General features: G+C 65.1%; 20 protein-coding genes and 1 tRNA gene. 12 read left to right on the top strand and 9 right to left on the bottom strand.

What is annotated here, in order from left to right; translation table 11 throughout:
- Window positions 1-36: 36 nt before the first annotated feature.
- From AC5Y21_RS06410 to AC5Y21_RS06400, 3 genes are read left to right on the top strand one after another with little or no spacing between them, the layout of a single operon-like run.
- Window positions 37-1,164: an NDMA-dependent alcohol dehydrogenase gene (locus tag AC5Y21_RS06410; RefSeq protein ID WP_499910509.1), complete on the top strand. Its 1,128-nt coding sequence runs from the start codon at window positions 37-39 to the stop codon at window positions 1,162-1,164.
- A 25-nt stretch (window positions 1,165-1,189) separates the two neighbouring features.
- Window positions 1,190-1,618 (top strand): ketosteroid isomerase family protein, encoded by a 429-nt coding sequence (locus AC5Y21_RS06405; protein WP_499910507.1) that lies wholly within the window; start codon window positions 1,190-1,192, stop codon window positions 1,616-1,618.
- A gap of 24 nt (window positions 1,619-1,642) precedes the next feature.
- Window positions 1,643-2,047 carry an HIT family protein gene (locus tag AC5Y21_RS06400; protein WP_499910505.1) on the top strand — a complete coding sequence of 135 codons (405 nt, stop codon included), beginning with the start codon at window positions 1,643-1,645 and terminating at the stop codon, window positions 2,045-2,047.
- On the opposite strand, the gene AC5Y21_RS06395 is transcribed toward AC5Y21_RS06400, so the two are convergent.
- Entirely contained in the window at window positions 2,044-3,480 is a 1,437-nt protein-coding gene (locus AC5Y21_RS06395) for a sensor histidine kinase (RefSeq protein ID WP_499910503.1), read from the bottom strand. The two genes, AC5Y21_RS06400 and AC5Y21_RS06395, sit on opposite strands and share 4 nt — an antisense overlap.
- Before the next feature lie 34 nt (window positions 3,481-3,514).
- Window positions 3,515-4,234 carry a two-component system response regulator PhoP gene (gene phoP, locus AC5Y21_RS06390; protein WP_499910501.1) on the bottom strand — a complete coding sequence of 240 codons (720 nt, stop codon included), beginning with the start codon at window positions 4,232-4,234 and terminating at the stop codon, window positions 3,515-3,517.
- 160 nt (window positions 4,235-4,394) lie between these two features.
- On the opposite strand from phoP, the gene AC5Y21_RS06385 reads away from it, so the two are divergent.
- Together AC5Y21_RS06385 and AC5Y21_RS06380 are read left to right on the top strand one after the other, a co-directional pair.
- The gene (locus AC5Y21_RS06385; RefSeq protein WP_499910499.1) at window positions 4,395-5,114 is read left to right on the top strand and encodes a hypothetical protein; all 720 of its coding nucleotides are present in this window, start codon (window positions 4,395-4,397) and stop codon (window positions 5,112-5,114) included.
- Between the two features lie 31 nt (window positions 5,115-5,145).
- Window positions 5,146-5,217, top strand: a tRNA-Thr gene (locus tag AC5Y21_RS06380).
- A 40-nt stretch (window positions 5,218-5,257) separates the two neighbouring features.
- Here the strand turns inward: AC5Y21_RS06380 and AC5Y21_RS06375 are convergent.
- Window positions 5,258-6,043 (bottom strand): DUF732 domain-containing protein, encoded by a 786-nt coding sequence (locus AC5Y21_RS06375; RefSeq protein WP_499910497.1) that lies wholly within the window; start codon window positions 6,041-6,043, stop codon window positions 5,258-5,260.
- A 174-nt stretch (window positions 6,044-6,217) separates the two neighbouring features.
- Here AC5Y21_RS06375 and mmaA2 point away from each other — a divergent pair, with 174 nt between their 5' ends.
- Together mmaA2 and AC5Y21_RS06365 are read left to right on the top strand one after the other, a co-directional pair.
- Complete coding sequence (gene mmaA2 / locus AC5Y21_RS06370; RefSeq protein WP_499910495.1) at window positions 6,218-7,081, top strand: cyclopropane mycolic acid synthase MmaA2; 864 nt, start codon at window positions 6,218-6,220, stop codon at window positions 7,079-7,081.
- Between the two features lie 64 nt (window positions 7,082-7,145).
- A complete protein-coding gene (locus tag AC5Y21_RS06365) occupies window positions 7,146-7,982 on the top strand; it encodes an NAD(P)-dependent oxidoreductase (protein WP_499910493.1) in 837 nt (278 codons plus the stop codon).
- A 1-nt stretch (window position 7,983) separates the two neighbouring features.
- Here the strand turns inward: AC5Y21_RS06365 and pdxR are convergent, their stop codons facing one another.
- Window positions 7,984-9,372: a MocR-like pyridoxine biosynthesis transcription factor PdxR gene (gene pdxR / locus AC5Y21_RS06360; protein ID WP_499910629.1), complete on the bottom strand. Its 1,389-nt coding sequence runs from the start codon at window positions 9,370-9,372 to the stop codon at window positions 7,984-7,986.
- Window positions 9,373-9,452: 80 nt separating this feature from the next.
- On the opposite strand from pdxR, the gene AC5Y21_RS06355 reads away from it, so the two are divergent.
- Both AC5Y21_RS06355 and AC5Y21_RS06350 read left to right on the top strand, forming a co-directional pair.
- On the top strand, window positions 9,453-10,343 hold the full coding sequence (locus AC5Y21_RS06355) for a class I SAM-dependent methyltransferase (RefSeq protein WP_499910492.1): 891 nt from the start codon (window positions 9,453-9,455) through the stop codon (window positions 10,341-10,343).
- 21 nt (window positions 10,344-10,364) lie between these two features.
- The gene (locus tag AC5Y21_RS06350; protein ID WP_499910491.1) at window positions 10,365-12,335 is read left to right on the top strand and encodes a prolyl oligopeptidase family serine peptidase; all 1,971 of its coding nucleotides are present in this window, start codon (window positions 10,365-10,367) and stop codon (window positions 12,333-12,335) included.
- Here AC5Y21_RS06350 and AC5Y21_RS06345 read toward each other — a convergent pair.
- Both AC5Y21_RS06345 and AC5Y21_RS06340 read right to left on the bottom strand, forming a co-directional pair.
- Window positions 12,315-13,517, bottom strand: a complete 1,203-nt coding sequence (locus AC5Y21_RS06345) for a cytochrome P450 (protein ID WP_499910489.1) — start codon at window positions 13,515-13,517, stop codon at window positions 12,315-12,317. The two genes, AC5Y21_RS06350 and AC5Y21_RS06345, sit on opposite strands and share 21 nt — an antisense overlap.
- Before the next feature lie 12 nt (window positions 13,518-13,529).
- Window positions 13,530-14,189: a TetR/AcrR family transcriptional regulator gene (locus tag AC5Y21_RS06340; RefSeq protein ID WP_499910628.1), complete on the bottom strand. Its 660-nt coding sequence runs from the start codon at window positions 14,187-14,189 to the stop codon at window positions 13,530-13,532.
- Window positions 14,190-14,397: 208 nt separating this feature from the next.
- Here AC5Y21_RS06340 and AC5Y21_RS06335 point away from each other — a divergent pair, with 208 nt between their 5' ends.
- Entirely contained in the window at window positions 14,398-15,171 is a 774-nt protein-coding gene (locus tag AC5Y21_RS06335) for a spirocyclase AveC family protein (RefSeq protein WP_499910488.1), read from the top strand.
- 35 nt (window positions 15,172-15,206) lie between these two features.
- Here the strand turns inward: AC5Y21_RS06335 and AC5Y21_RS06330 are convergent, their stop codons facing one another.
- A complete protein-coding gene (locus AC5Y21_RS06330; protein ID WP_499910626.1) occupies window positions 15,207-16,013 on the bottom strand; it encodes an MAP_0585 family protein in 807 nt (268 codons plus the stop codon).
- Window positions 16,014-16,104: 91 nt separating this feature from the next.
- Window positions 16,105-16,575 (bottom strand): lipoprotein LpqH, encoded by a 471-nt coding sequence (locus AC5Y21_RS06325; protein ID WP_499910486.1) that lies wholly within the window; start codon window positions 16,573-16,575, stop codon window positions 16,105-16,107.
- A gap of 198 nt (window positions 16,576-16,773) precedes the next feature.
- On the opposite strand from AC5Y21_RS06325, the gene AC5Y21_RS06320 reads away from it, so the two are divergent.
- Window positions 16,774-18,276, top strand: coding sequence for an aldehyde dehydrogenase (locus AC5Y21_RS06320; protein ID WP_499910485.1), 1,503 nt, complete (start codon window positions 16,774-16,776; stop codon window positions 18,274-18,276).
- 5 nt (window positions 18,277-18,281) lie between these two features.
- Here the strand turns inward: AC5Y21_RS06320 and AC5Y21_RS06315 are convergent, their stop codons facing one another.
- On the bottom strand, window positions 18,282-20,270 hold the full coding sequence (locus AC5Y21_RS06315) for a serine/threonine-protein kinase (RefSeq protein WP_499910484.1): 1,989 nt from the start codon (window positions 20,268-20,270) through the stop codon (window positions 18,282-18,284).
- Window positions 20,271-20,523: 253 nt separating this feature from the next.
- Between AC5Y21_RS06315 and AC5Y21_RS06310 the strand changes: the two genes are divergently transcribed.
- Window positions 20,524-23,562 (top strand): patatin-like protein, encoded by a 3,039-nt coding sequence (locus AC5Y21_RS06310; protein ID WP_499910482.1) that lies wholly within the window; start codon window positions 20,524-20,526, stop codon window positions 23,560-23,562.
- Window positions 23,563-23,567: the final 5 nt, after the last annotated feature.

The following is a 23,567-nucleotide window of genomic DNA, read 5'->3' as shown; positions in this document are numbered from 1 at the left end:
GCGTAACCGACGTTCAACGATGAAAGCAGGTTTACGGTGAAGACCAAGGGCGCACTGATCTGGGAGTTCAACCAGCCGTGGTCCATCGAGGAAATCGAGATCGGTGACCCCGTCAAAGACGAGGTAAAGATCCAGATGGAAGCCGCGGGCATGTGCCACTCCGACCACCATCTGGTCACCGGCGGCATCCCGATGGCGGGCTTCCCGGTGCTCGGCGGACACGAGGGCGCCGGCATCGTCACCGAGGTTGGACCCGGCGTCGAGGACCTGGCACCTGGCGACCACGTGGTCCTCTCATTCATCCCCTCCTGTGGGAGCTGTCCGACGTGTCAGTCGGGTATGCGCAACCTGTGTGATCTCGGTGCTGGGCTGCTGGCCGGCGCGGCGGTCAGCGACGGCACGTTCCGCATCCAGGCCCGCGGCCAGAACGTATTCCCCATGACGCTGCTGGGGACGTTCTCCCCGTACATGGTCGTGCACCGCAGCTCGGTGGTGAAGATCGATCCGTCCATCCCGTTCGAGGTGGCCGCGCTGGTCGGCTGCGGTGTCACCACCGGCTACGGTTCGGCGGTCCGCACGGCCGACATCCGCCCGGGCCAGGACGTCGCCATCGTAGGCGTCGGTGGGGTCGGCATGGCAGCGCTGCAGGGTGCCGTCGCCGCCGGTGCCCGCTATATCTTTGCGATCGACCCGGTGGAATGGAAGCGCGATCAGGCGCTGAAGTTCGGCGCCACCCACGTCTACCCCGACATCAACGCCGCGCTGATGGGCATGGCTGAGGTCACCTACGGCCTGATGGCTCACAAGGTGATCGTGACCGTCGGTGAACTGCATGGCGCCGACATCGACAACTACCTCAACATCACCGCCAAGGGCGGCACGTGTGTGGCGACCGCAATCGGCAGCCTGCTGGACACCAGCGTGACCCTGAACCTGGCGATGTTGACGCTGATGCAGAAGAACCTGCAGGGCACGATCTTCGGCGGCGGCAACCCGCAGTACGACATCCCCCAACTGTTGGCGATGTATAAGGCCGGCAAGCTGAACCTGGACGACATGGTCACCACCCAGTACCGGCTGGAGCAGATCAACGAGGGTTACCAGGACATGCTGGACGGCAAGAACATTCGCGGTGTCATCCGGTACACGGACGCCGACCGGTAGCCTCACCGGCGCCAAGGGAGGCACCATGACCCAAACCGCCCAGTCCCCGGCGCTGACCGCATCGCAGTCCTCGTGGCGGTGCGTGCAGACCCACGATCGGGAGGGCTGGCTGGCGCTGATGGCCGACGACGTCGTCATCGAGGACCCGATCGGCAAGTCCGTCACCAATCCCGATGGCAGCGGTGTCCGCGGGAAAGAGGCCGTCGCCGGCTTCTACGACAACAACATCGCCGCCAACCAGCTCACGATCACCTGCGAAGAGACGTTCCCGTCGAGTTCGCCCGACGAGATCGCCCATATCCTGGTGCTGCACAGCAAGTTTGACGGCGGCTTCACCAGCGAGGTGCGTGGGGTATTCACCTACCGCGTCAACGACGCCGGGCTGATCGCCAACATGCGCGGGTACTGGAACCTCGAGATGATGAAGTTCGGCAAGGACGAATCACCGGCCTGAGACGGCGCACCTATGCTTGAGCGCATGCCGTCGATCTTCACCAAGATCATCAACCGTGAACTGCCCGGCCGCTTCGTGTACGAGGTCGACGACATCGTCGCCTTCTTGACGATTGAACCCATGACGCAGGGGCACACGCTGGTGGTGCCCCGCGCCGAGATCGATCAGTGGCAAGACGTCGACGGCGCAGCCTTTAGCCGCGTCATGGAGGTGAGCCAACTGATCGGGAAGGCCGTGTGCCGGGCATTCGGAGCTCAGCGCGCCGGCGTGATCATCGCCGGGCTCGAGGTGCCTCATCTGCATGTTCACGTGTTTCCGACCCGCAGCCTGAGCGACTTCGGTTTCGCCAACGTCGACCGCAATCCGTCGCCGGAATCGCTGGACGAGGCGCAGGCCAAGATCAAGGCGGCGCTGGCTCAACTGAGCTAAACAAGCTCGGAGTGGGCGGCGACATCGCTGACGCGCGGCAGGCTGACGCGGAAGCAGCAACCTTCCCCCACCGCGGTCTTCACGGTGACGACGCCGCCGTGTGCGCGCACCAACGAGTCGACTATCGACAGGCCCAGCCCGGTGCCGCCGCTGGTCCGTGCCCGTGACGAGTCGGTGCGGTAGAACCTCTCGAACACCCGGCCCGCATCCTCTTCGCTCATGCCGGGACCTTTGTCGGCGACCTCGAGCACGGCGTCGTCGCCATCGGTGCCCACCCGCACGGTGATGTCGGCAGTGTCCGGCGTGTGTTGTATGGCGTTGGCAATGAGGTTGCTCAGCACCTGGCGCAACCGCGGCTCGTCGCCGAGTACTTCGGGTGTCCCCGGGCCATCCAGGACCTGCATGGTGATACGGCGCTTGGGGTCCATCGCCTCCGCGTCGTGCACGGCGTCGCTGGCCAGCGCCAGCAGATCCACCCGATGGTGTTCGAGCGGCCGCTGCACATCCAGCCGGGCCAGCAGCAGTAAGTCGTCGACCAGCAGGCCCATCCGGCTGGCTTCGCTTTCGATGCGCGACAGCAGCATGGCCACGTCGCGGGCGGCGCCCTGCCGGTATAGCTCCGCGAACCCGCGAATGGTCGTCAGCGGGGTGCGAAGCTCGTGGCTGGCGTCGGTGATGAACCGTCGCATCCGCTCCTCGGAGCCGCGGGCCGTTTCCGCCGATGACTCTGAGGACGCCAGCGCTTGCTGAATCTGAGCGAGCATCCCGTTGAGCGCCAACGAAAGCCGGCCCACCTCGGTCCGGGGATCACGTTCCGGAACCCGGCGATCCAACTGGCCAGCCGCGATCGCCGCCGCGGTTTTCTCGACTTCGGCCAGCGGCCGCAGACTTCGGTACACCACCGCGTAGCCGGCCAGCCCCACGACGATCAGCACCGCCACCCCAATGCCGAATTGCAGGTAGACCAATGACCGGACGGTGTGCTGGACATCGGACAGATCGATCGCCACCGTGGTCAGGCCGTGTGGACCACGCACCGACACCGCGCGCCACTGGATGTCCGAGCCGTTGACCGACGGCAGCGTCGTCGGAGAGGGGCCGACGTCATTACTGGGCGGCAGGGCCGGTTCGGCGTTGCGATCGTTGATGGCCGTGAAGGTGGTGCCGTCGACGCTGATGCCGCGCACGTAGAACTTCGACGGCGGCCGGCCGGGGTCGGGACCCTCATAGGGCGGCGCTGCCTGCCGCCGCGGGGCCTGCGCCCAGCTCCGGGAAGCCTCGAGCAATGTCGAGTCGATCCTGCTGACCAGGCTGTGACGCAGTATCGAGGTGACTGCGATCCCCGAGGCCGCCAGCCCGCAGGCCACCAAGACCAGGGTGCCGGCCACCAAGCCCACCCGCAGCGGCAATCCGCGTCGACGCTGTTTGGCCATTTCCATCTATCTCGCCGGGTGAGTGTTCGGTTGTTCAGCGCGGCTCGCGCAGTACATAACCGACCCCGCGCAGCGTATGCAGCAGCCGTTTCTCGCCGGTATCGATCTTGCGGCGCAGGTATGAGACGTAGGACTCCACGACGTTGACGTCACCTCCGAAGTCGTAACGCCACACATGGTCGAGGATTTTGGGTTTGCTCAGGACGGTGCCCGCATTGATCACGAAGTAACGCAGCAACGTGAACTCGGTGGGTGACAACGAGACGGGTTCGCCGGCCTTCCATACCTCGTGGGTCTCCTCGTCGAGTTCGATATCGGCGAACGTCAGCCGGGCATTGTGCGGTTCTGAGTTGCCCTTGCCGGACCGTCGAAGGATGACTCGCAGCCGAGCTACGACCTCCTCCAGGCTGAACGGCTTGGTGACATAGTCGTCGCCGCCCAGGGTCAGTCCGGCGATCTTGTCCTGCAAGGAGTCGCGGGCTGTCAGGAACAACGCCGGGGCGTCGATACCGTCGGCACGCATTCGGCGCAGCACCCCGAACCCGTCCATTCCGGGCATCATCACGTCGAGAATCACCGCGTCGGGGCGGGCCTCGCGAGCCCGATCCAGGGCCTGGGCTCCGTTGGACGCCGTGTAGACCTCGAACCCCTGGAACTTGAGGCTCACAGAGAGGAGCTCGACGATGTTGGCCTCGTCGTCGACGACGAGGACACGAGCCTCCGGTGTCGATTCGCGTTGGGTTGCTGCTGTCATGAGGTCAGTTCTCTCGCACTTAGTTGAACGGTACCTTGACAATCATTGTGTAATTCCTGGCAACTCGGTACCAATGGTCTGAAAGTATTCTGCCAGCGCTCATTGTGTCTGTTCGTCGTGCCCGGCGTTAGTCAGGGCACACCGCGAATACACTCGTTGGATGAATCTCGGCAAAAGCATCGTCGCTATTGCGACCGCTCCCGCGCGAATCGGGCTCGCTGCCACAGACGCGAGCTTGAAGCTCGCGGCCACAGGCCTGAGCCTGGCGAAACAGGTGCTCGGCGATGACGGCGGCAGCGGCTCTAACGCCATGACCAACATGCTGGGGATCGACGACGCGCTGGCGCGTGCCAATCGGCTGGCCAGACTGCTGGACGACGATATGCCGCTAGGACGCGCGATAGCGCCCGACGGGCCGATGGACCGCCTGCTGCGGCCGGGCGGGTTGGTCGACCTGGTGACGTCGCCCGGTGGTCTGCTCGATCGCCTGACCGCGGAGGGCGGCAGCCTGCAGCGCGCGCTGCAACCCGGCGGGCTGGCCGATCGGCTGCTGGCCGAGGACGGGATGATCGAACGCTTGATGGCCGAGGATGGGGTGGCCGAGCGGCTGCTGGCCGAGGGCGGACTGATCGACCAGATCACGTCGAAAGACGGACCGCTGGAACAGCTCACCGACCTCGCCGACACCCTCGCGCGGCTGGCGCCCGGAATGGAGGCGCTGGAGCCCGCCATCGCCACCCTGCAAGACGCCGTCACAGCACTCACCCTGGTGGTCAACCCGCTGAGCAATATCGCCGAACGCATCCCGCTGCCGCGGCGCACACCCCGGCGTTCTCCGTCGCGGCCGGTGCGCTCGCAACGCATCATCGACAGTGACTAGTGACGACCGGTTAGGCTTGCACCCGGTTTTTGCCTCCTTAGCTCAGTGGTAGAGCACTCGCCTTGTAAGCGAGCGGTCGTCAGTTCAATCCTGACAGGAGGCTCTCATTGTTTGCGTTGGTGCAGTCGCGGTGACCAGTCAGATTAGGGTCGACCCGGGATGCCTTGCAGACCATCCCGGACGCCTTGCAGATCCCCTTGGATGCCTTTCAGATCATTTTCGATCCGTTGCAGATCAGAAAGGGCATTCTGGAGGCCCGGCTGCATCTCGACCTGGGTGCCAGGTCGGTACTGAGGACAGTACGAGAAGACAGCACCGGCGGTGAAGTCGACGCTTTGACTGGCGTCCCAGATCGACGATCCCTGCACGAAACGGACGGCCTCATCGAAGTTGGGTTGATGCGCAAGAAAATCGCAGACCGCATGCCCGTGGCTCGTCACGTATTCCTGGCTGGGAACTGGCACGCCAACGTGTTTCAGCGTGTCGACCAACGCCCTGTCGGCAATGTCGAGCTGCGGAGCGGCGGGTTTCGGGGGCACGAAGGTTTTGGACGGCGCGGCCGACGGCGGGTCTTCGGCGGGCTGCGCCGTCTGCTGTGGGTGGCGGGCCACGAACATCACCACTAACACGGCGGCGACGGCTATCAATGACAGCGGCAACGCCGCAAGGGGAACGACGCGGCGCAGCAGACTCTTACGCCGGCGAGGCTTGCGTTCGCTTTTGGCAAACTGCTCCCAGATGTCGTCGACACCCTCGGTCTCAGACGCTTCAGCAGCCTCGGATTGTGACGCCTCCGGGTGGTGTCCTAGGCGCTCGTCGAGCAGTTCGTCAAGCTGTCGGCTCGAAAGCTGACCGCCCTGCTCACGACTCGACAGGCGGGCAAGAGCGATGCGCCGCAATTCTGAGTCGATCGTCTCGCGGTCGCGCATATCAGTGATTCTGAGCGTGTCACGACATTGTTACAAGTCCCTGTAAAACACCGGGCACTCCAGCGAGCGCTCCCGAACTCGCCTCTTCCGTCAAATAGCACGCGCTGCGTTATGGCTCGGCGTAGCCTCCGCGGCAGGGGCACACTCCTCTGCGCCCAGAAGGAACACATGATCATGGGCAACAAGCTGACCCCGCACTTCGCCGATGTGCAGGCACACTACGACCTGTCGGACGACTTCTTCCGCCTATTTCTGGACCCGACCCAGACCTACAGCTGCGCGTACTTCGAGCGCGAAGACATGACGCTCGAAGAGGCGCAGATCGCCAAGATCGACCTGGCGCTGGGCAAGCTGGGTCTGCAGCCGGGCATGACGCTGCTCGACGTCGGCTGCGGCTGGGGCGCCACCATGCGGCGAGCCATCGAGAAGTACGACGTGAACGTCGTGGGCCTGACGTTGTCGAAAAATCAGGCGGTCCACGTGCAGAAGTCGTTCGATGAGATGGACAGTCCGCGCAGTAGACGAGTGCTGCTGAACGGCTGGGAAGAGTTCGCCGAGCCCGTCGACCGCATTGTGTCGATCGGCGCGTTCGAGCACTTCGGCCCTGACCGCTACGACGACTTCTTCAACATGGCCCACAACATCCTGCCGCCTAACGGTGTGCTGCTGCTGCACACCATCACCAGCTTGACGAAACAGCAAATCATCGACCGCGACTTGCCGATTACCGAAGAGCTCGTCCAATTCTTCAAGTTCATCCTTACCGAGATCTTCCCAGGAGGCTGGACGCCGACGATCGAGATGGTGGGAGAACACTCGGCGAAAGCGGGTTTCACGCTGACCCGCCGCCAGCCGCTGCAACGCCACTACGCCAGGACGCTTGACCTGTGGGCAGAGAACCTGGAGAAACATGAAAGTGAAGCCATAGAAATTCAGTCCCGAGAGGTCTACGAGCGCTATGCGAAGTACCTGACCGGTTGCGCGAGGCTGTTCCGGGTCGGCTACATCAACGTCAACCAGTTCACCCTGGTGAAGTAGTGATCGAGTCCCCCGCCGGAAAAGAGGTCATCCATAGCGGCAACCAACAGGTGAGTGAAATCCAATGACTGACTTGCGTGTTGGCGTGATCGGCCTAGGCGAAATCGGCGGCGGTGTCGCGGTCAGCATGGCTCGACGCGGAAGGCTACCGTGTGTGTTCGACGTGCGTCCAGACGCCGCCGCAAGCCTGGAAGGGGTTCCCGCACAGCTCGATTCGATCGCCAGCGTGACGACTAACTCGGATGTCGTGCTGATCACGGTGGTCAATGCGGAGCAGGCGCGCGACGTCCTGGTCGGCTCGGGTGGACTTCTGGCCGCCGCGAAGCCGGGTTTGATCGTTGTGTTGCTGTCCACGGTGTCGATTACAGAGTTGCACGAACTCGCGGCCCTCTGTGGTGATGCAGGCGTCACGCTGCTCGACTGCGGAGTCACCAACGGCGACAAGGCCGCCAAGCACGGAATCGTCGCAATGATCGGCGGCCCCGAGGAGGAAGTCGCAAGAGCACGCCCAGTGCTCGACGACTTTGCCAAAGCAGTCCTGCATTGCGGGCCTGTTGGATCCGGCATGACGACGAAGATCGCGCGCAACCTTATTCAGTACGGCTGTTGGGCCGTGGTTGACGAGGCCGCGAATCTGGCTGCGGCAAATGGCGTTTCGCTACAGACCCTGCTATCGGTGATGCGAGAAGCCGACTCCGACGGTAAACAGACTTTGCGCCTACTAGATGTCCGCGCAGCCGGCTTCACGGTGCCCCCCGAATACGCCGACCGGTCGGCGGCATTGGCCGATAAAGATCTCGACGCCGCAGCCGACCTGGGCACGACGCTGGGTGTCTCCACACCGCTGGCACAGGCGGCCAAGCCGATGATGCGTGATGTGTACACCGGCCACCGCGGCTGACCTAGTCACACCTGCTGGAAGCGCTTGTCACGGAGCGCATTAACTCACCGAGATGTCTGAGCGCGGTGGTGTACTCATGGTCCAGTGGTGTCCCGTAGCCGATTACGATCCCTTCTGCACCGAGACGTGTTCCGTGCCAGAAGAGGCTTAGACCGGTAAGGGCAACTTTGCGCTGCCGCGCGGCGGTCAGCACATCGGGCTCCGCCACGTCATCGGGAAGCGAGACCACCGCATGGAGCCCGGCAGCGATTCCATGGACCGACACTGTCGGCGCGGAACGGTCCAGGGTCGCGACGAGCGCATCGCGGCGATTTCGGTAACGACGCCGCATCCGCCGGATGTGCCGATCGAGAATTCCCGACTCGATCAACTCTGCAAATGCCAACTGCGCCAAGACATCAGTGCCGCGATCCGCGCGCCGCTTGGCTTCGATCACCGGCTCGACCAGTTCGGTCGGTAACGCCAGCCAGCCCAGGCGGAGACCCGGAGCCAGGCTCTTGCTGGCGCTGCCGGCATAGATGACATGCTCGGGCGCGAGTCCCTGCAGCGCACCGACGGGATGGCGGTCGTAGCGGAATTCCCCGTCGTAGTCGTCTTCGATCAGATAAACCCCACGTGTGGCCGCAATCCGGGTGAACTCGGTACGCCTCTCTGCGTCGAGCGTCGCACCCAACGGCGCCTGGTGCGCTGGCGTGAGGACCGCGGCGGCAGCAGATTTGGTGAATCCTTCTGGCCGTGCACCGCCGTCGTCGACATCCAGCGGGACGGCGGCCAATCCGCTGGCCTCTGCGATTGCCCGGTGGTCGGGAAGACAGGGGTTTTCCAGGGCGATCCATCGGGCGCCGTCAGCGGCTAGTGCGTCGCAGACCAATCGCAACCCCTGCGTGAAACCGCTGCAGATCACGACGTGCTCGCTGGTGGTGAGCACACCGCGCACCCGGCCCAGGTAGTTTGCCAAGACGGCACGCAAGCGCGGCGATCCGCGCGGATCTGCCGGCCCGAGTTCGGCATGCGCGGTGACCTGAAAAGCACGCCGCAGCGCGCGCAGCCATTCCGCGCGGGGAAACATGCTCAAATCGGGTCGGCCCAGGCGGAAATCGGCGACCAGCCGCGTCGTAGCAGGTTCTGGGCGGACCCGCGTCTGGACATGCGGACCATGAGCCACTTCGGTCGCCGCGCCGGGCCGACTACGCAGGTAACCTTCGGCCGCCAGTTGTGAATAGACCTCGACGACGGTTCCGCGCGCGAGCCCGAGTTGCGCAGCCAGCGCACGAGACGACGGCAACGATTCGCCGGCGGCGAGCCGCCCGTCCCGGATGGCTTGTCGCAGAGCATCTTCGAGCGCCGAGCGTCGACCCCGGCCAGGTGGTAAGTCGAGGTGCAGATCGATACCGCCGGCCGCACTGGTCCACGAATACACCATGAAATTGGACCTTACCGATGAACCGGTCTTCCCGTAGCGTCGACGGCATGGTTGATCTAGCCGACCGACGTCTTGACCGCACGGCGAGTTTGACCGCCCAGATCAACGCGGCCCAACGCGCCGCGGAGACGATGCGACCACCCGAGCGTCGCCTCATTGAGGACCCGCAGTCACGGCATTTCGTGCAACACCCGCTGTTGCAGGCCGTCCTGAGCCATCCGCGTTCAGCTGATGCCGCACTTCGCGTGTTCGACCGCGTGTGGGGTGGACTGCACGCCCATGTCACGCTGCGGGTGCGTTATGCCGACGATGCCTGCGAGGCGGCCATCGGAGATGGCATCGATCAACTCGTGCTGCTCGGTGCCGGCTTCGACACCACCAGCCTGCGACGGGCCGATGCGCCGATAAGGATCTTCGAAGTCGACGCACCAACCACCCAAGCCCGCAAACGCCCCGTGATCGAGCCACTCTTACCATCCGATCACCAAACAGTCTGGGTGCCATGTGATTTCGAAAAAGATGCATTGCGCGACCGGCTAGTCGCGGGCGGGTTAGACTCCACACGCGCCAGCCTGGTCATCTGGCTGGGGGTCACGCCGTACCTCACCCACCGCGCCATCGACGCAACGCTTGGCGACCTAGCTGAGATCTGCGCGCCGGGCAGCCGTCTGATCGTCGACTACATATGCGACGGTGTCGTAGCCGCACGCACACCGTGGCGAAGCGCGGACCGCATTGCCCGCTTGGTGGCCCGCCGCGGCGAACCGTACCGCAGCGACTTCACCGAGGCCGCACTGAACGCGATGCTCATCGCCCACGATTTCGAGCCTCGCGAACACCTGGTTGTCTCAGCACTGCTGAAGCGCCACGACCCGGCGAACAAGAGTCGATTGGCCGCCGAGGACTGGCTCGCAGTCGCCACCGCCCAACGCAGGTGAGTCCGACTAACGTACGCATACGTGACGACCGCGCCCTACGGATCTTGGCCCACGCCGTTCACTTCCGCATTGGTGGTGGCGGACGCCGCGCGGCTGGGCGAGCTGGTCGTCGACGGCTCCGATGTCCTCTGGGCCGAGGGACGGCCCGCGGAGGGCGGCCGCACCCAGCTCGTGCGGCGCGGCCAAGACGGCAGCTGCACCGATCTGCTCCCTGAGGGCTACAACGCGCGCACGGCCGTCCACGAGTACGGCGGCGGCGCGTGGTGGGCCCGCGGCGGGGTCGTCTGGTTCGCCAACTGGGCCGACCAGCGGCTGTACCGGCTCGCACCCGGCGTCGACCCGGTGCCGCTCACCCCTGAGCCGGCCACCCCCCGGACCGACCGGTTCGCCGACGGTGGCCTCGCCCCGGACGGCGGCTCGATCGTCTGCGTGCGCGAGCGTCACCGAGGGCCGTCGGCCACCGACGTCGACAATGAGATCGTCAGGCTCGACGCGCACGCTCCTGCTGAGCCGGAGGTGCTGGTCACCGGTTCCGACTTCGTTGCGGAGCCGCGTCTTTCGCCGGACGGCACCATGTTGGCGTGGCTGCGCTGGAACCACCCGTCGATGCCGTGGGATTCGACCGAGCTCGTCATCCGCAATCTGGAAAGCGGTGCGGAAGCGGTGATCGCCGGCGGGCCTCACGAGTCGGTGCTGGAGCCGCGATGGGGCGCCGACAATGCACTGTGGTTCGTGTCCGACCGCACCAACTGGTGGAACTTGTACCGCTACACGCCCGGTGCCGATGTCGCGACCGTCGTGCGTATCGATGCCGAAATCGGCGTTCCGCCATGGCAGTTCGGCTCGGCGCGCTACGCCATGCTCGCCGATGGGTCGGTTGTTTTCGCGCGGACGCACCACGGGTACGACGGCTTAGCTCGCTGCGCACCCGACGGCACGGTAATTGAATTGGACACGCCGTTCTCGCGGTTCACGACGCTGCACGTGGCCGCCGATGACACGCTGCTCGTCGTCGCGGGGTCGCCGACCCAGGAGGCAGGCGTGTATCGGGTCAACGCCGATGGCGGCGTGGTCGAGACGCTGCGGGCACCCCGCGACCTTGGCGTCGACCCGAGGTTCGTCTCGGTGCCCGAACACATCTCGTTCCCCACCGACGACGGCCGCACCGCGCACGCGCTGTTTTACCCGCCCGCGCATCCGGAGCTCGCCGGACCAGACGGCGAGCTGCCGCCGCTGATAGTGGCGATTCACGGTGGTCCGACGGGCTCGGCGGCGCCGGTGTTCTCGACCTCCGTGCAGTATTGGACGAGCCGCGGTTTCGCCCTCGTCGACGTCAACTACCGCGGCTCCACGGGGTATGGTCGCGCCTTCCGCAAGGAGCTCGCCGGGCAGTGGGGGATCGCGGACGTCGCCGACTGCCTTGCCGCGTCCCGGTACCTTGCTCGCACGCGGCGCGTCGACGCGAAACGGCTGACCATCCGTGGCGGCTCGGCGGGCGGATTCACCACCCTCGCGGCGCTGGCCCGTGAGGATACGCCGTTCGCGGCGGGCGCCGACCATTTCGGCGTCGCGGACCTAGAGGCGCTAGCTCGAGACAGCCATAAGTTCGAAAGCCGGTACCTCGACGGGCTCGTCGGTCCCTACCCCGCGGCCCGCGAACGCTACGTCGAGCGGTCACCGATCCACCATGTCGACCGGCTCACCCGCCCGCTGATCGTGTTGCAGGGCAGCGAGGACGCGGTTGTGCCCCCCGCGCAGAGCGAGGCGATCGTCGACGCCCTGCGCAACCGGAAGGTCCCCGTCGCCTACCTGCTCTTCGACGGCGAACAGCACGGCTTCCGGCGCGCGGAGAACATCCGCAGGGCGCTCGACGCCGAGCTTTCCTTCTATGCCCAGGTGCTGGGCTTCGCCCTGCCTGACGGCGAGGACATCGAGCCGGTGCCGGTCGAGAACCTCGCACGTCCCACCGGCTCAGCCGGTGAAGACCGGTAACCGCGCCCACCCGCGCACGCTCGAGGTATGCGCCCGTTCGGCATTGGCGTAGTCGACTTCCCATTCAGGCCAGCGTTTGAGGACCTCTTCGAAGGCCACCCGAGCTTCCATCCGGGCCAGCGCCGAGCCGAGGCAGAAATGCAGACCCTGCCCGAAGCTGAGGTGGCTGCCTTCACGATGGATGTCGAAGCGATCGGGATCGGGGAACCGGCGATGGTCTCGATTGGCGGAACCGTTGAGCAGCAACATAAAAGAACCTTCCGGAACGACGCGCCCGTAGTGCTCGGCGTCGTGGGCGACGTAGCGTGCCTGCACCGGTGAGGGCGGCTCGTAGCGCAACGTTTCCTCGACCGCGCCCGGAATCAGGGATGCGTCGGCGACGAGTTCACGCCGTTGATCCGGATGATCCGACAGCAGCTGCCCCATGAAACCGATCAGGCGGGCGGTGGTCTCGTTCCCGGCGCCGGCGATCATCGCGGTGTAGGCCAGCACCTCGGTACGGGAGAGGGCTCGTCGCGTACCGTCAGGCTCCTCGATCTCAGCCTGGAGCAGATCGGTCATCAGATCATCGGAAGGATGATTGGCCCGCCATTCGATGTATTCGGCGAACATAACAATGCTGTCCTGGAACGCATTTGGGTTGACCTCACCGGGCTTGCGGTTCTTGTCCATCTCGATGAAGGCGCCACCGCGGTCTCGGATGCTCGCTTGATCCGCTTCAGGGATCCCCAGCAGGTAGCCGATGGTGCGCATCGGCATCATCGCCCCCAGATCCGCGATGAAATCGAAACCCCCGGCACCGATCAACGGATCCAATTCCCGGACACAGAATCCGCGCACCAAAGACTCGACGGCTAGCATGCGCCGCGGTGTGAAGACACGGGACAGCAGGCGGCGGTGCAGGTCGTGCAGCGGGGGGTCCTCGAACAGCAGAATGCCCGGTGGCACTTCCATGTTGTTGAACAAGATGTCGGCCGTGGTCCCACGACCGGATCGGTAGGTCTCCCAGTTCGGCAGTTCGCGCGCCACGTCCTCGTACCGGCTCAGCGCATAGAAGTTGAACTTCTCGTTGTAGTACAGCGGCGCTTCTTCGCGCATTCGCTTCCACACCGGGTACGGGTTGTCGTCGATGTCGAAATCGAATGGGTCGTAATACAACTCGACTGCGCTGATGCCTGTCATGTCATATCTCCATCACTCATTGCGGTGCAGGAAGCCGTGCAGGGTTGCCTGGATGAGTTCATCGACAATCACCTCTCTCGCCGGTTGCCTGGGCCCGAAGAAGGTGGAGCGCAATGCGGCCATGCCGGCGATCATCGCCACGGTGGAGTGGGCCGGCAGGTCGGGATGACCCGACTGCATCCCGCGTAACTGCATACCTTCTACGCTGATCTGGCCGAGCACGGTCAGCGCGCGCCCGATGTCGGCAATGCCGGCCTCAGCCTTTTCCTCCTCGCTCAGTGCATCCGAGGCCAAGAGGGTCAGCAGCAGTCCTTGGTGTTCCACAAACAGGTCGTAAAGCTGTCCGACGAAGTGCCCTGTCAGCTCCTCCTCGCCGGTTTCTTCGGGGACGACCGACTGCCACGTCCGGCCGAATTCGTCGACGAAGGTGGTGAACGGTTGGACGAGGGCCTCGCGGAACAGCGCCGCCTTCGAGCCGAAGTGGCGGAACAGCAGATGTTCGGTGACGCCTGCGGCCTGGGCGATTTCACGCGTCGTAGTGCTGCGGTAGTCCTGGCGGGCGAACAGCCTTCGGGCGGCGTCGAGCAGAAGTCTGCGCGGCGCGCCACGGGGCCGTCGCGCGGCAGGCAGCTCGGCCGTGCTGTGCGTTCGTGCGGAAGTTCGCTGGGGCACCGTTGCTAACTCCTCGAACCGCGCTCGCCGGTTGACGGTCTTTAAGATAGTATGCACTATCCTAAACTAAAGCCCGTACCGGAAGGGGTGCGACTGTGGGCGCTGTCATCATGCTTGGCACGCTGTTCGGACTGATCGCCCTGGTTTGCGGCCTCGTCCTGCGTTACGACCCCGAGGCACGTCGGGCACCGAGCCAGGAGCACGACGGATGACGCCCTTGCTGATAGCGGGCGTTGCCTTCGCCTACGTCGGCGGCATTTCGTTCGTCGTAATCGGTGTGTACCTGAGCTATCGGCAGCGCCGCCTACACCCGTTGCTACTTCTCTGCATCTCCGCGATCTCGTTCTCGTGGATCGAAGCGCCGTACGACTGGGCGATGTACGCGCAGTTCCCGCCCGCGCTGCCGCGCATGCCGTCGTGGTGGCCGTTGAACATGACGTGGGGCGGGCTGCCCTCGTCCGTGCCCATCGGCTACATCTCCTACTTCGTGTTGCCCGCCATCATCGGCGCCGCTCTTGGGCGATGGCTGACCGCGAAGTTCCACTGGCGCAGGCCGATCACCCTGCTCAGCGTCGGGCTGGTGGTGGGTTTCTGCTGGGCCCTGTTCTTCAACGCGGTCCTGGGGGCACGGCTCGGAATTTTCCACTACGGCTACGTGATCCCCGGCCTTGCGATATTCGAGGGGACGCCGCATCAATATCCCCTCTACGACTCGCTCGCGATGGGCGTGCAGATGATGGTCTTCACCTACCTGCTGGGCCGGACGGATTCGCAGGGCCGCAACGTCATCGAGATGTGGGCCGACAAGAGATCAAACAGCCGTCTGCAATCGTCGGTCCTGTCCATCGTCGCTGTCGTCGTCATCGGAAACGTGCTCTATGGCGCGGTTTTCGCGCCGCATCTCGCGACGAAGCTGGGTGGTTGGGTGACCTCAGGCCCCACGACGCAGCACTTCCCAGGCGTACCGAACCAGCCGCTGTAGGTATCAGGCGGCTGTCTATGGCGGTCAGCGCAGCCCTAGTACAGCGGCACCCAGACACCGAAGAACCAGTAGCCCCAGCCTCCGTACTGCCAGTTGAAGACCGGAAGGACGGTAAAGTCGTTGTAGTTGAACGGCGTGAAATAGCGTCTGCCGTAATCCACCTCGCGCGGCGGCCCGGTCCATGGGCGGTTCCAGCCACCGGGAGGCGGCGGACCGTTCCACCCACCTTGAGGCGGAGGGCCTTCCCAATTGCGCGGCGGATGGCCGGGCGCCTGACCGTCGTTCCAGCCGAAGCCCCGCTGCGGCGGTGGAGGCGGTGCTCCCCTGCCAACGATGTTGAAGGTGACGTTCAGCGGTCCGCCGACTTGCGTACTGGCCGTTAGCGTTCCGCGCGGAATGAAGGGTTGGTGGGGAGGTTGGGTGCTCGGCGGATTGAGGACCACGGTTACGCCGGGCCGGGTGGATGTTGACGTGCCCGCCGGCGTGGTTTGTCCGCTGGACGGCGTAGTGCTTGGGCTGCTGCCCGCGGGCGTGGTTCCGGACGACGGCGACGAGGATGGTGTGCTCGAGGGTGTCGAAGCCGGCGTGCTCGACGGCGACGAGGCCGGGGTGGACGACGGCGACGACGACGCCGGCTTACTCGATGGCGAGGAAGCCGGTGTAGAGGCCGGCGCGCTCGACGGCGAGGAGGCCGGCTGGCTTGACGGTGTCGACGCCGGTGCCTGCGAGGGTGTGGAGGCGGGCCCTTGCGACGGCGTTGGCCGGTGGGGTTGGGGCCTCGTTGGTTGTTGCGGAGTCGGCGTCGGCGTCGGGTCGGAATAGGCCAACCCGGCGTCGAGCATCACGGCGGAGAAACCGAGGCCCACCGCCACCGCCGCCGCACCAACGACACGTTTCCTTGACATGAGCTGCGTCTCCTCTGGTTGGCCCGCGCTACGGGCAGGTCACGGTCAATTCGAATGGCTTGGATACCGGCTTCGGCTGCTGCGGATCAGTCATGTCGCTACCGCTCGCGGTGCCCTTGATCGCGTATGTCTTGCCCTTGTGTTCGGCTCCGGCATTGCTCTCCTGACCGGGTGCGGCGTCCGAGTAACCGAGCGTGACGCCGCCGACACTGCCCAGCCCGACGGCATGGACAATCGGCGGATCGGCGTTGCTGACCACGGCGCCGATTCCGTTGGCCGCATCACCGATACCAATTTTGATGTTGTTGCCGTCCGGGGTGCAGGTGATCGCACCGGAGATGTCCTGGCGCTGACCGTCGATCGTGAGCTGCGGGCCGGCCGGCGGCGCCGCCGAGCTCGTTTGACTTCCCGTTTCCGACTTCTTGCTCGAACAGCCGACGCAACCCGCAACTACGACGGCCGCGGCGGTTACCCCGACGACAATGCCACGCTTCACCATTGCTCTCCTCCGTGTCGCTGGTGTCGTTACTCTATTTGGTTATCGGCTCCAGCAAAATAGGCGGATTCTCAACCTACCGCGCGCGGCCAGTGTGGATGTAGCTGCCATCGAGGCAACCAGCTGCGCTGCAAGGATCGCATCCGGTTTGCGAACGGCCTATAGTCAGCAAATCTAGTGCTGGTTGCAGGAGGCAAAACGATGACGTTAGCCACTGATCATCAGGTACCGCTACGGCGTACCGACCGTTTCTTCATCAACGGCGACTGGGTCAAACCGAGTTCGGCCGCCGCGATTCAAGTCTTCGACTCAAGCACCGAGGAACTGTACTTCCGGGTCCCCGAAGCTCAGCCCGCCGATATGGATGCGGCCATCGCGGCCGCCCGACACGCCTTCGATCGCGGGCCATGGCCACGGATGACTCACGCGGAGCGCGCCGAGTACCTGCGTTCGATCGCGGCGCAGCTCGAAGCCCGCACGGCCGACCACGGCCAGATGTGGCCACGGGAATCCGGCACCCTGTTTTCGCTCGCGCAGTATTCTGCCGTGGGCGACGCCGGGGTGTTCCGCTTCTACGCCGATCTCGCCGAGGACTATCCGTTCGAAGAGCCGTACCAGCCGAGTCCAATGGGTCTGGCGCGCGGCGGATTCGGTCTGCTGGTCCGTGAGGCCGTCGGAGTCGTGGGTGCGATCGTTCCGTGGAACGCGCCGCTGACACTCATCGTCAACAAAGCCGCCCCCGCACTGTTGGCCGGATGCACCCTGATCGTCAAGGTCTCTCCCGAAGCGCCCGGCGCGGGCTACCTGATGGCCGAAATCGCCGACGACATAGGCCTACCTCCCGGAGTGCTGAATGTCGTGACCGCCGACCGCGAAGTTTCCGAGCTGCTGGTTCGCGACCCACGGGTCGACAAGATCGCCTTCACCGGATCGACGGCAGCGGGACGCCGGATCGGTTCAATCTGCGGCGAGCGCGTCGCGCGGTGCACCCTTGAGCTCGGTGGCAAGTCAGCGGCCGTGATCCTCGACGACGCTGACATCACCGCTGCGGCAGCGACGCTCGCACGCGCGGAGTGCCTGATGTCCGGTCAGGTGTGCTCGTCGCTGACCAGGATTGTGGTGCCCCGCAGCCGGCACGACGAATTCGCCGACGCACTGGCCGCCTCATTCTCGGCGGTCCAAGTGGGCGACCCATTTGACGCCGCAACCCAAATGGGTCCGCTCGCGATGGAACGTCAGCGTGACCGGGTCGAGGGCTACATCGCCAAGGGCATCCAGGAGGGTGCCACCCTTGTCACCGGCGGTGGCCGGCCCAAGCATCTGAAGCGCGGCTATTACATTGAGCCGACGGTGTTCTCGAACGTCGACAACAAACAAGTCATCGCGCAAGAGGAGATATTCGGCCCGGTGCTGAGTGTGATCCCGGCTGACAGCGATGAACACGCGGTCGATATCGCCAATGACACCGTCTACGGGCTCAACGCCGCGGTGTTCACTCCCGATGTCTCACGGGCCCGCGAGATCGCCGGGCAACTGCGGTCAGGCACCGTAGGCCACAACAACATGCGCATGGACATGGGCACTGCGTTCGGCGGGTTCAAGCAGTCGGGAATCGGACGTGAGGGCGGCCGCGAGGGACTGCTGCCGTATCTCGAAACCAAAACCCTGCTGCTTGACGAAGCCCCCGCGCCATATCAGGGGTGACTCGCTCAGTCTCCGGTGCGGTTGAAGGCCTGCTCGAAATCGCTTGTCGTGCAGGGGCTTCCGGATTGCTCTTTATGACCGTGCCCGGATAGCTGCATGATCGGGTCTTGGGGTGGGCTCGGAAGCGGGTACACGCCACTGATCTTGACGTGGGACATGCCTCCTGCTGGGCACTCGGTGTCGAACTCCGAGTTTCGGGTCCACGCGCCGTTCGCGAATATGAACAGCTCAAAGCGGCCACTGCCGTCGGCTCGCAAGAAGCGGCTGAGGCACCGGTCCCCGGCGCGTAGGCAGATCGTTTCGACGGTGTTGTCACTCTCCTGCGGCTTATACCGGGTAACGCCACCGGTATAGGTAATCTTCGCGTGATACGCACCCCGTAGCCCCAGTGCCGGCGACGCCACTCTGGCCGCCTGGCTTGCCGGGTCGACCAAGCGAGCGATGTCGGTGTCGCCGGTTCGGGTGAAAGTCACAGCGCGCTTGCTATAGCAGTCAATGGCATCCGATATCCATTCGCCTTCCATGGCGCCGTCCGCACGCGGCTTCAGCCACACGAAGTTCCACTCTTCGGTGTCTTTGTCGTTGCACTTGGTAGTTCCCAGGGCGACGCCTATCCAGCGTCCGCCGAAGTCGTCGAGGACCACCTTCGTCGCGTGGCCGAACGGGCCGCTGATTCTGGATGCGGTGGCCACGCATCCGCGAGATCCGCACGCCGAGCGCAAATCCCAACTCTCCGTGGCGGGCGGCTTCGAGCCCGTCACCGCCTGGCCGGTCAAATTGAGACGTGGACCGAAGGCCGCGTTGTAGGTGCCGGTGAATGGTCCGGTGTTGGGCTGTGCCGTGGTCGTCTGGCCGGCGGCGGGGCGGCGGGAGTCATCCGCGCCGTGGTGGTTCAAAGCGATGGCGGCGACGATGCCGGTGACCACCACCAGCACCCCCAGGCTGGCCAGGGCGATACGACGGCTTTTCCGATTCGATTCGGGGCGGGTATTCATTGGCGGTGCCGGCGGCCCGACATCGGCCGCGTAATTGCCTGCCGGCCGGTATCGCGTTGGGTCGGTGGCTGATACGCCTGCGCCGGCAGTCGGTGGATAGTAGTTCTGTGGCACCGGTGGCCGGACCGCCCATTGGGTCTCGGGTTGGGGTGGCGCGGTTCTTTGGACGGGACCCGGCAGCGTCGGGGGCGTGGAGATTGCCGCCCGCGCCGCCGCAGCCATCGCCGTCACAGGCGAATAGCGCTGGTCGGGCCTCTTCGCCATCCCGGTCGCGATGACCGTGTCGAGCTGGGCGGGCAGGCCACTGCGAAGAGTCGACGGCCGCGGCGGCGGCATGCTCAGGTGGCCTCCAATTTGTCGTTCGAGGCTGTCCCCCGGGAACGGCTGCCTGCCGGTCAGGCACTCGTGCAACACGCACGTGAGGGCGTATGTGTCGGCGCGAGGGTCGGCTTCGTTGGTGCTCAACCGTTCCGGCGCCATGTAGGCCCAGGTCCCGATCACATTGCCGGTGCTTGTCATCCGGCTTTCCCCAGCCGTCCGGGCGATACCGAAATCGATCAGGTAGGCGAAGTCGTTTTCGGTGACCAGAATGTTCGACGGCTTGACGTCGCGGTGCACCAACCCGATCCGATGCGCGTCGTTGAGCGCCGAGGCGACCTGCTCGATGATCTTCACCGCTCGTTCGGGCGCCAAGGGCCCCGCCGCGAGGATGGCTTGCAGGTCGTTGCCCTGGATGAGCCGCATGTCGACGTAAAGTCGGCCCTCGATTTCGCCGAAGTTGTGGATCGGTACCACATGCGGGTCCGTCAGGCCGGCCGCTGCCAAGGCCTCCCGGCGGAATCGCTGTTCGAACATCGGATCGCTGGCCAGGTTCTCCGGCAGCACCTTCACGGCGACGACGCGTTGCGTTTCGGTGTCGAAGGCGCGCCACACCTCACCCATGCCGCCACGGCCCAGCAACGCGATCAGCCGGTAGCGGCCGAACGGCGTCCCCTCCACTTAGCCCCCTTGCTGATTGGCCATCCTCAACAAGCACAGTAGTGCCGCGCGCGACGAGTTGCGCGAGCCAACCCCAGCCCAGCGCCCTAAGACTGGCCGGGCAACCAGACACCGCGGCGGCGCCAACGAGGTGCTCTCCGCGGATTGCGCGGTGCCGTCTGCGGCGTTTCAACGTGGACCTAGCCGGGATCGTGGCAATCTAGGCCGAGGGCCCGGCCCCGGGCGGCGGACCCCGTTACATCAAGGGAGCGCAATGGCATTCGAGCCGCTACCGGTGACGGAGTTGACGCAGGAACTTCGTCTGGCGACGACGATGACGGGCGGCGTCAGCCTGGCGATCTGGATGGCCGGCGTTGCGCGTGAGATCAACCTGCTGGCGCAGGCGTCCCAATGGCGCAGGCAGCGGGGAACATTCCCGGCCGACAGCCAACTCCCCGAAAACGCGGCCGAGTCGTTGCGGCTCTACGCCGAACTCATCGACCTGCTGGACACGGTCGTGGACGTCGACGTCTTGTCGGGTACGAGTGCGGGCGGCATCGGTGCGGCTCTGCTCGCTTCGTCCCGAGTCACGGGCGCCGACCTGGGCGGGCTCCGTGACCTGTGGCTCGATCTCGGAGCTTTGACCGACCTGCTGCGCGACCCGACAGAAAAGAACACGCCATCCCTCTTGTACGGCGACGAGCGCATGTTCGCCGAACTCGCGACGGAGATTCCAGAGCTCGCGACCGGGCCGTTCCCGCCGCTGGCGGGTGCACTGCCCTCGACGACCCTGTACGTCACCACGACACTGCTGACCGGAGAGACGAGCAGGTTCACCGACTCCTACGGCACGCTGGTCCAGGACGTGGACCGGCGAGGGGTATTCACCTTCACCGAAGGTGATCTCGCGAAGAACGGCAGCGCAACCGCGCTGGCGCTGGCGGCACGTAGCTCGGCGTCGTTCCCGCTGGCGTTCGAGCCGTCCTTTCTTCCCTTCACGAAAGGCACCCCGGGGAAAGGGGCCGTGCCGGCTCGGCCACCGATGGCGCCCTACGCCAACATCACCCGCCCGCACTGGGCCGCCGACGGCGGCCTGCTCGACAACCAGCCCATCGACGTGCTGCTCAAGCGCATCTTCGACCGTCCCGCCCAACGGGCGGTTCGCCGGGTGCTGCTGTTCGTCGTTCCGTCCGCCGGACCGGCTCCCGACCTGGTGCAACAGGCTCCGCCGGATGACGTCAACGAGCCACTCGGGCTCCTCGACGGGCTGCTCAAGGACCTGTCCGCGGTCACGACACAGTCAATCGCGTCGGACCTGCGGGCAATCCGAACTCATCAGGACCGGATGGACGCACGGACAGACACCAAACTGCGTCTTGCAGAGCTGGCGGCGACCAGAGGGTCTCGGCTACTGAACACGTCGCTGCTGGCCGACTACGGGAAGCGGGAGGCGGACAGGCATGCTCACGCCCTCACCGGCGCGCTGCTGCGTCAGCTGAGCACCTGGCCACCCACGTCGGGCGGGTCGAGCGAAGGCATTCCGAAGCACTGGCAATCCGAACTGGCCATCGGGGGCGATGCCGAGCGGGTGTGCCGTCGACGGATCACGGCGTCGATCCTGCGTCGCTGGCCGCAACGACCACTTCCGGAGAGTACGGCTCAGCTTGCTCAATATGGCCAACCCGCGTACGACCTGGCGAAGGGATGCGCGATCGCCGTCGCCCGGGCGGCATATCAGCTCGCCACGTCCGCAGATGACATCAGGGCATTGGCGAAACTCACCGAAGATATCCATGGCGCTTGTGCGCCGTCCGTACCAGTCGATCCGGCCGCGCTGGTCTACCAGGCATGCACCGAGGATGAGGTAAGGAGCGGGTCACTCGAGGATGCTGCCGACACGCTGGCTGAACGCTATCTCGCCAAGTCCGCGGTACAAGAGAACGCATGGGAAGGACTTGGCAGGGCCCTGGTGAGCTGTGGCGAGACGTTGACGACGCTGGCCGGCAAGGAGCCGTGTCCGCTGTTGACGTATCTCAATTACCTTGCTCCGCTTGGCGATTCGCTGGCCGTAGCCCGAAAATTGTTCGACCTGGCCACTACACAGCGGGCAATGCTTCCGGCCGAGGCAGACATCGAACAGTCGCTGGAGCTCGTCCAGGTCAGCGCCGATACACGAAGCGCGCTTGCCCCGGACTGGCAGACGGCACAGGACAAGCTCACCGGCATGCAGTTCCACCACTTCGGCGCCTTCTACAAGCGATCGTGGCGAGCCAACGACTGGATGTGGGGCCGGCTCGATGGAGCAGGCTGGCTGGTCCATCTGGTGTTGGACCCGCGTCGCGTGCAGTGGATCGTCCGGGCGCGCGCCGCCGAATACGAGAAGGACGCCAACGGAACCCAGCCCGCGGCGCGGTGGCTCCTCGGCAAGCTCAAAGCTCTCGGAAAGCTTGATCTTCCGAGCCCGGGCAGCGATCTGACCGAAGAAGTGCTGCTGAATGAGCTTGGTTTCCTGGATGATTCGGCACCGGTGGTACCACCCAGCATTCCGCTGACAGCGCTGTGGCTGGCGCAGGCATGGCAGCGACGCGTCCTCGACGACGAACTGGACGAACTGGCCAAGGCGGTCATCGATCCCCAGCCGGGAAAGAAGCCCGACTGGAGTCCGACGAAATCTCGAAGCTGGGCCGAGCAGGTGTTGGCCACACCCCCGGGAGCTGCGAAGTACAAGCTGTTGAACTCCAATCCCGTCGCGCGGGAAACATTTGCGAGCGACAAGGGCTCGCCGTTGATGGCGCGCACCGTCACAAAAACCGCCGCGTCCGCATCGGCGGCGGCCGGCTCCATCCGGCAGCTGCCCGGCGTCCTCAAGCCCCCACTGCTTACCTTGCGGACACTGACGCTCGGCGGATATCGCGTGGTGTCGTTGACCAAGGGCCTGGCCAGGTCGACGATCATCGCCGGCGCGGTGCTCCTGGTCCTGGGCACGGCGGCCGCGATTCAATCCTCAACACAGATCGGGGCGGGCGGCCTGATCGCAGCCGGAATCGGTGGCTATCTGATCGTCCTGGGAACCTGGCAACGTTCCAGCAGAACGCTTTTCGCACTGCTGTGTTTCACCCTTGTCGGCGCGATACTCGCGCTCGCGACATACTGCGTACGACACTGGCTGTTCGGCACCGACAAAGATCATCCCGGTCTGGTCGGCACCCATATCTATTGGCTGGGCACTCAGTGGTGGCATCCGCTGGTGGTCGTGGGTGTGATCGCGCTGGCGGTGGCTTTGACCGCGGCCGCCAATCCACGCCGAAAGTGAACCGC

The organism is Mycobacterium sp. NGS41, assembly GCF_059812725.1.
The sequence above is the reverse complement of the archived record's forward strand: the minus strand, read 5'-3'. Positions and strand labels throughout refer to the sequence as shown.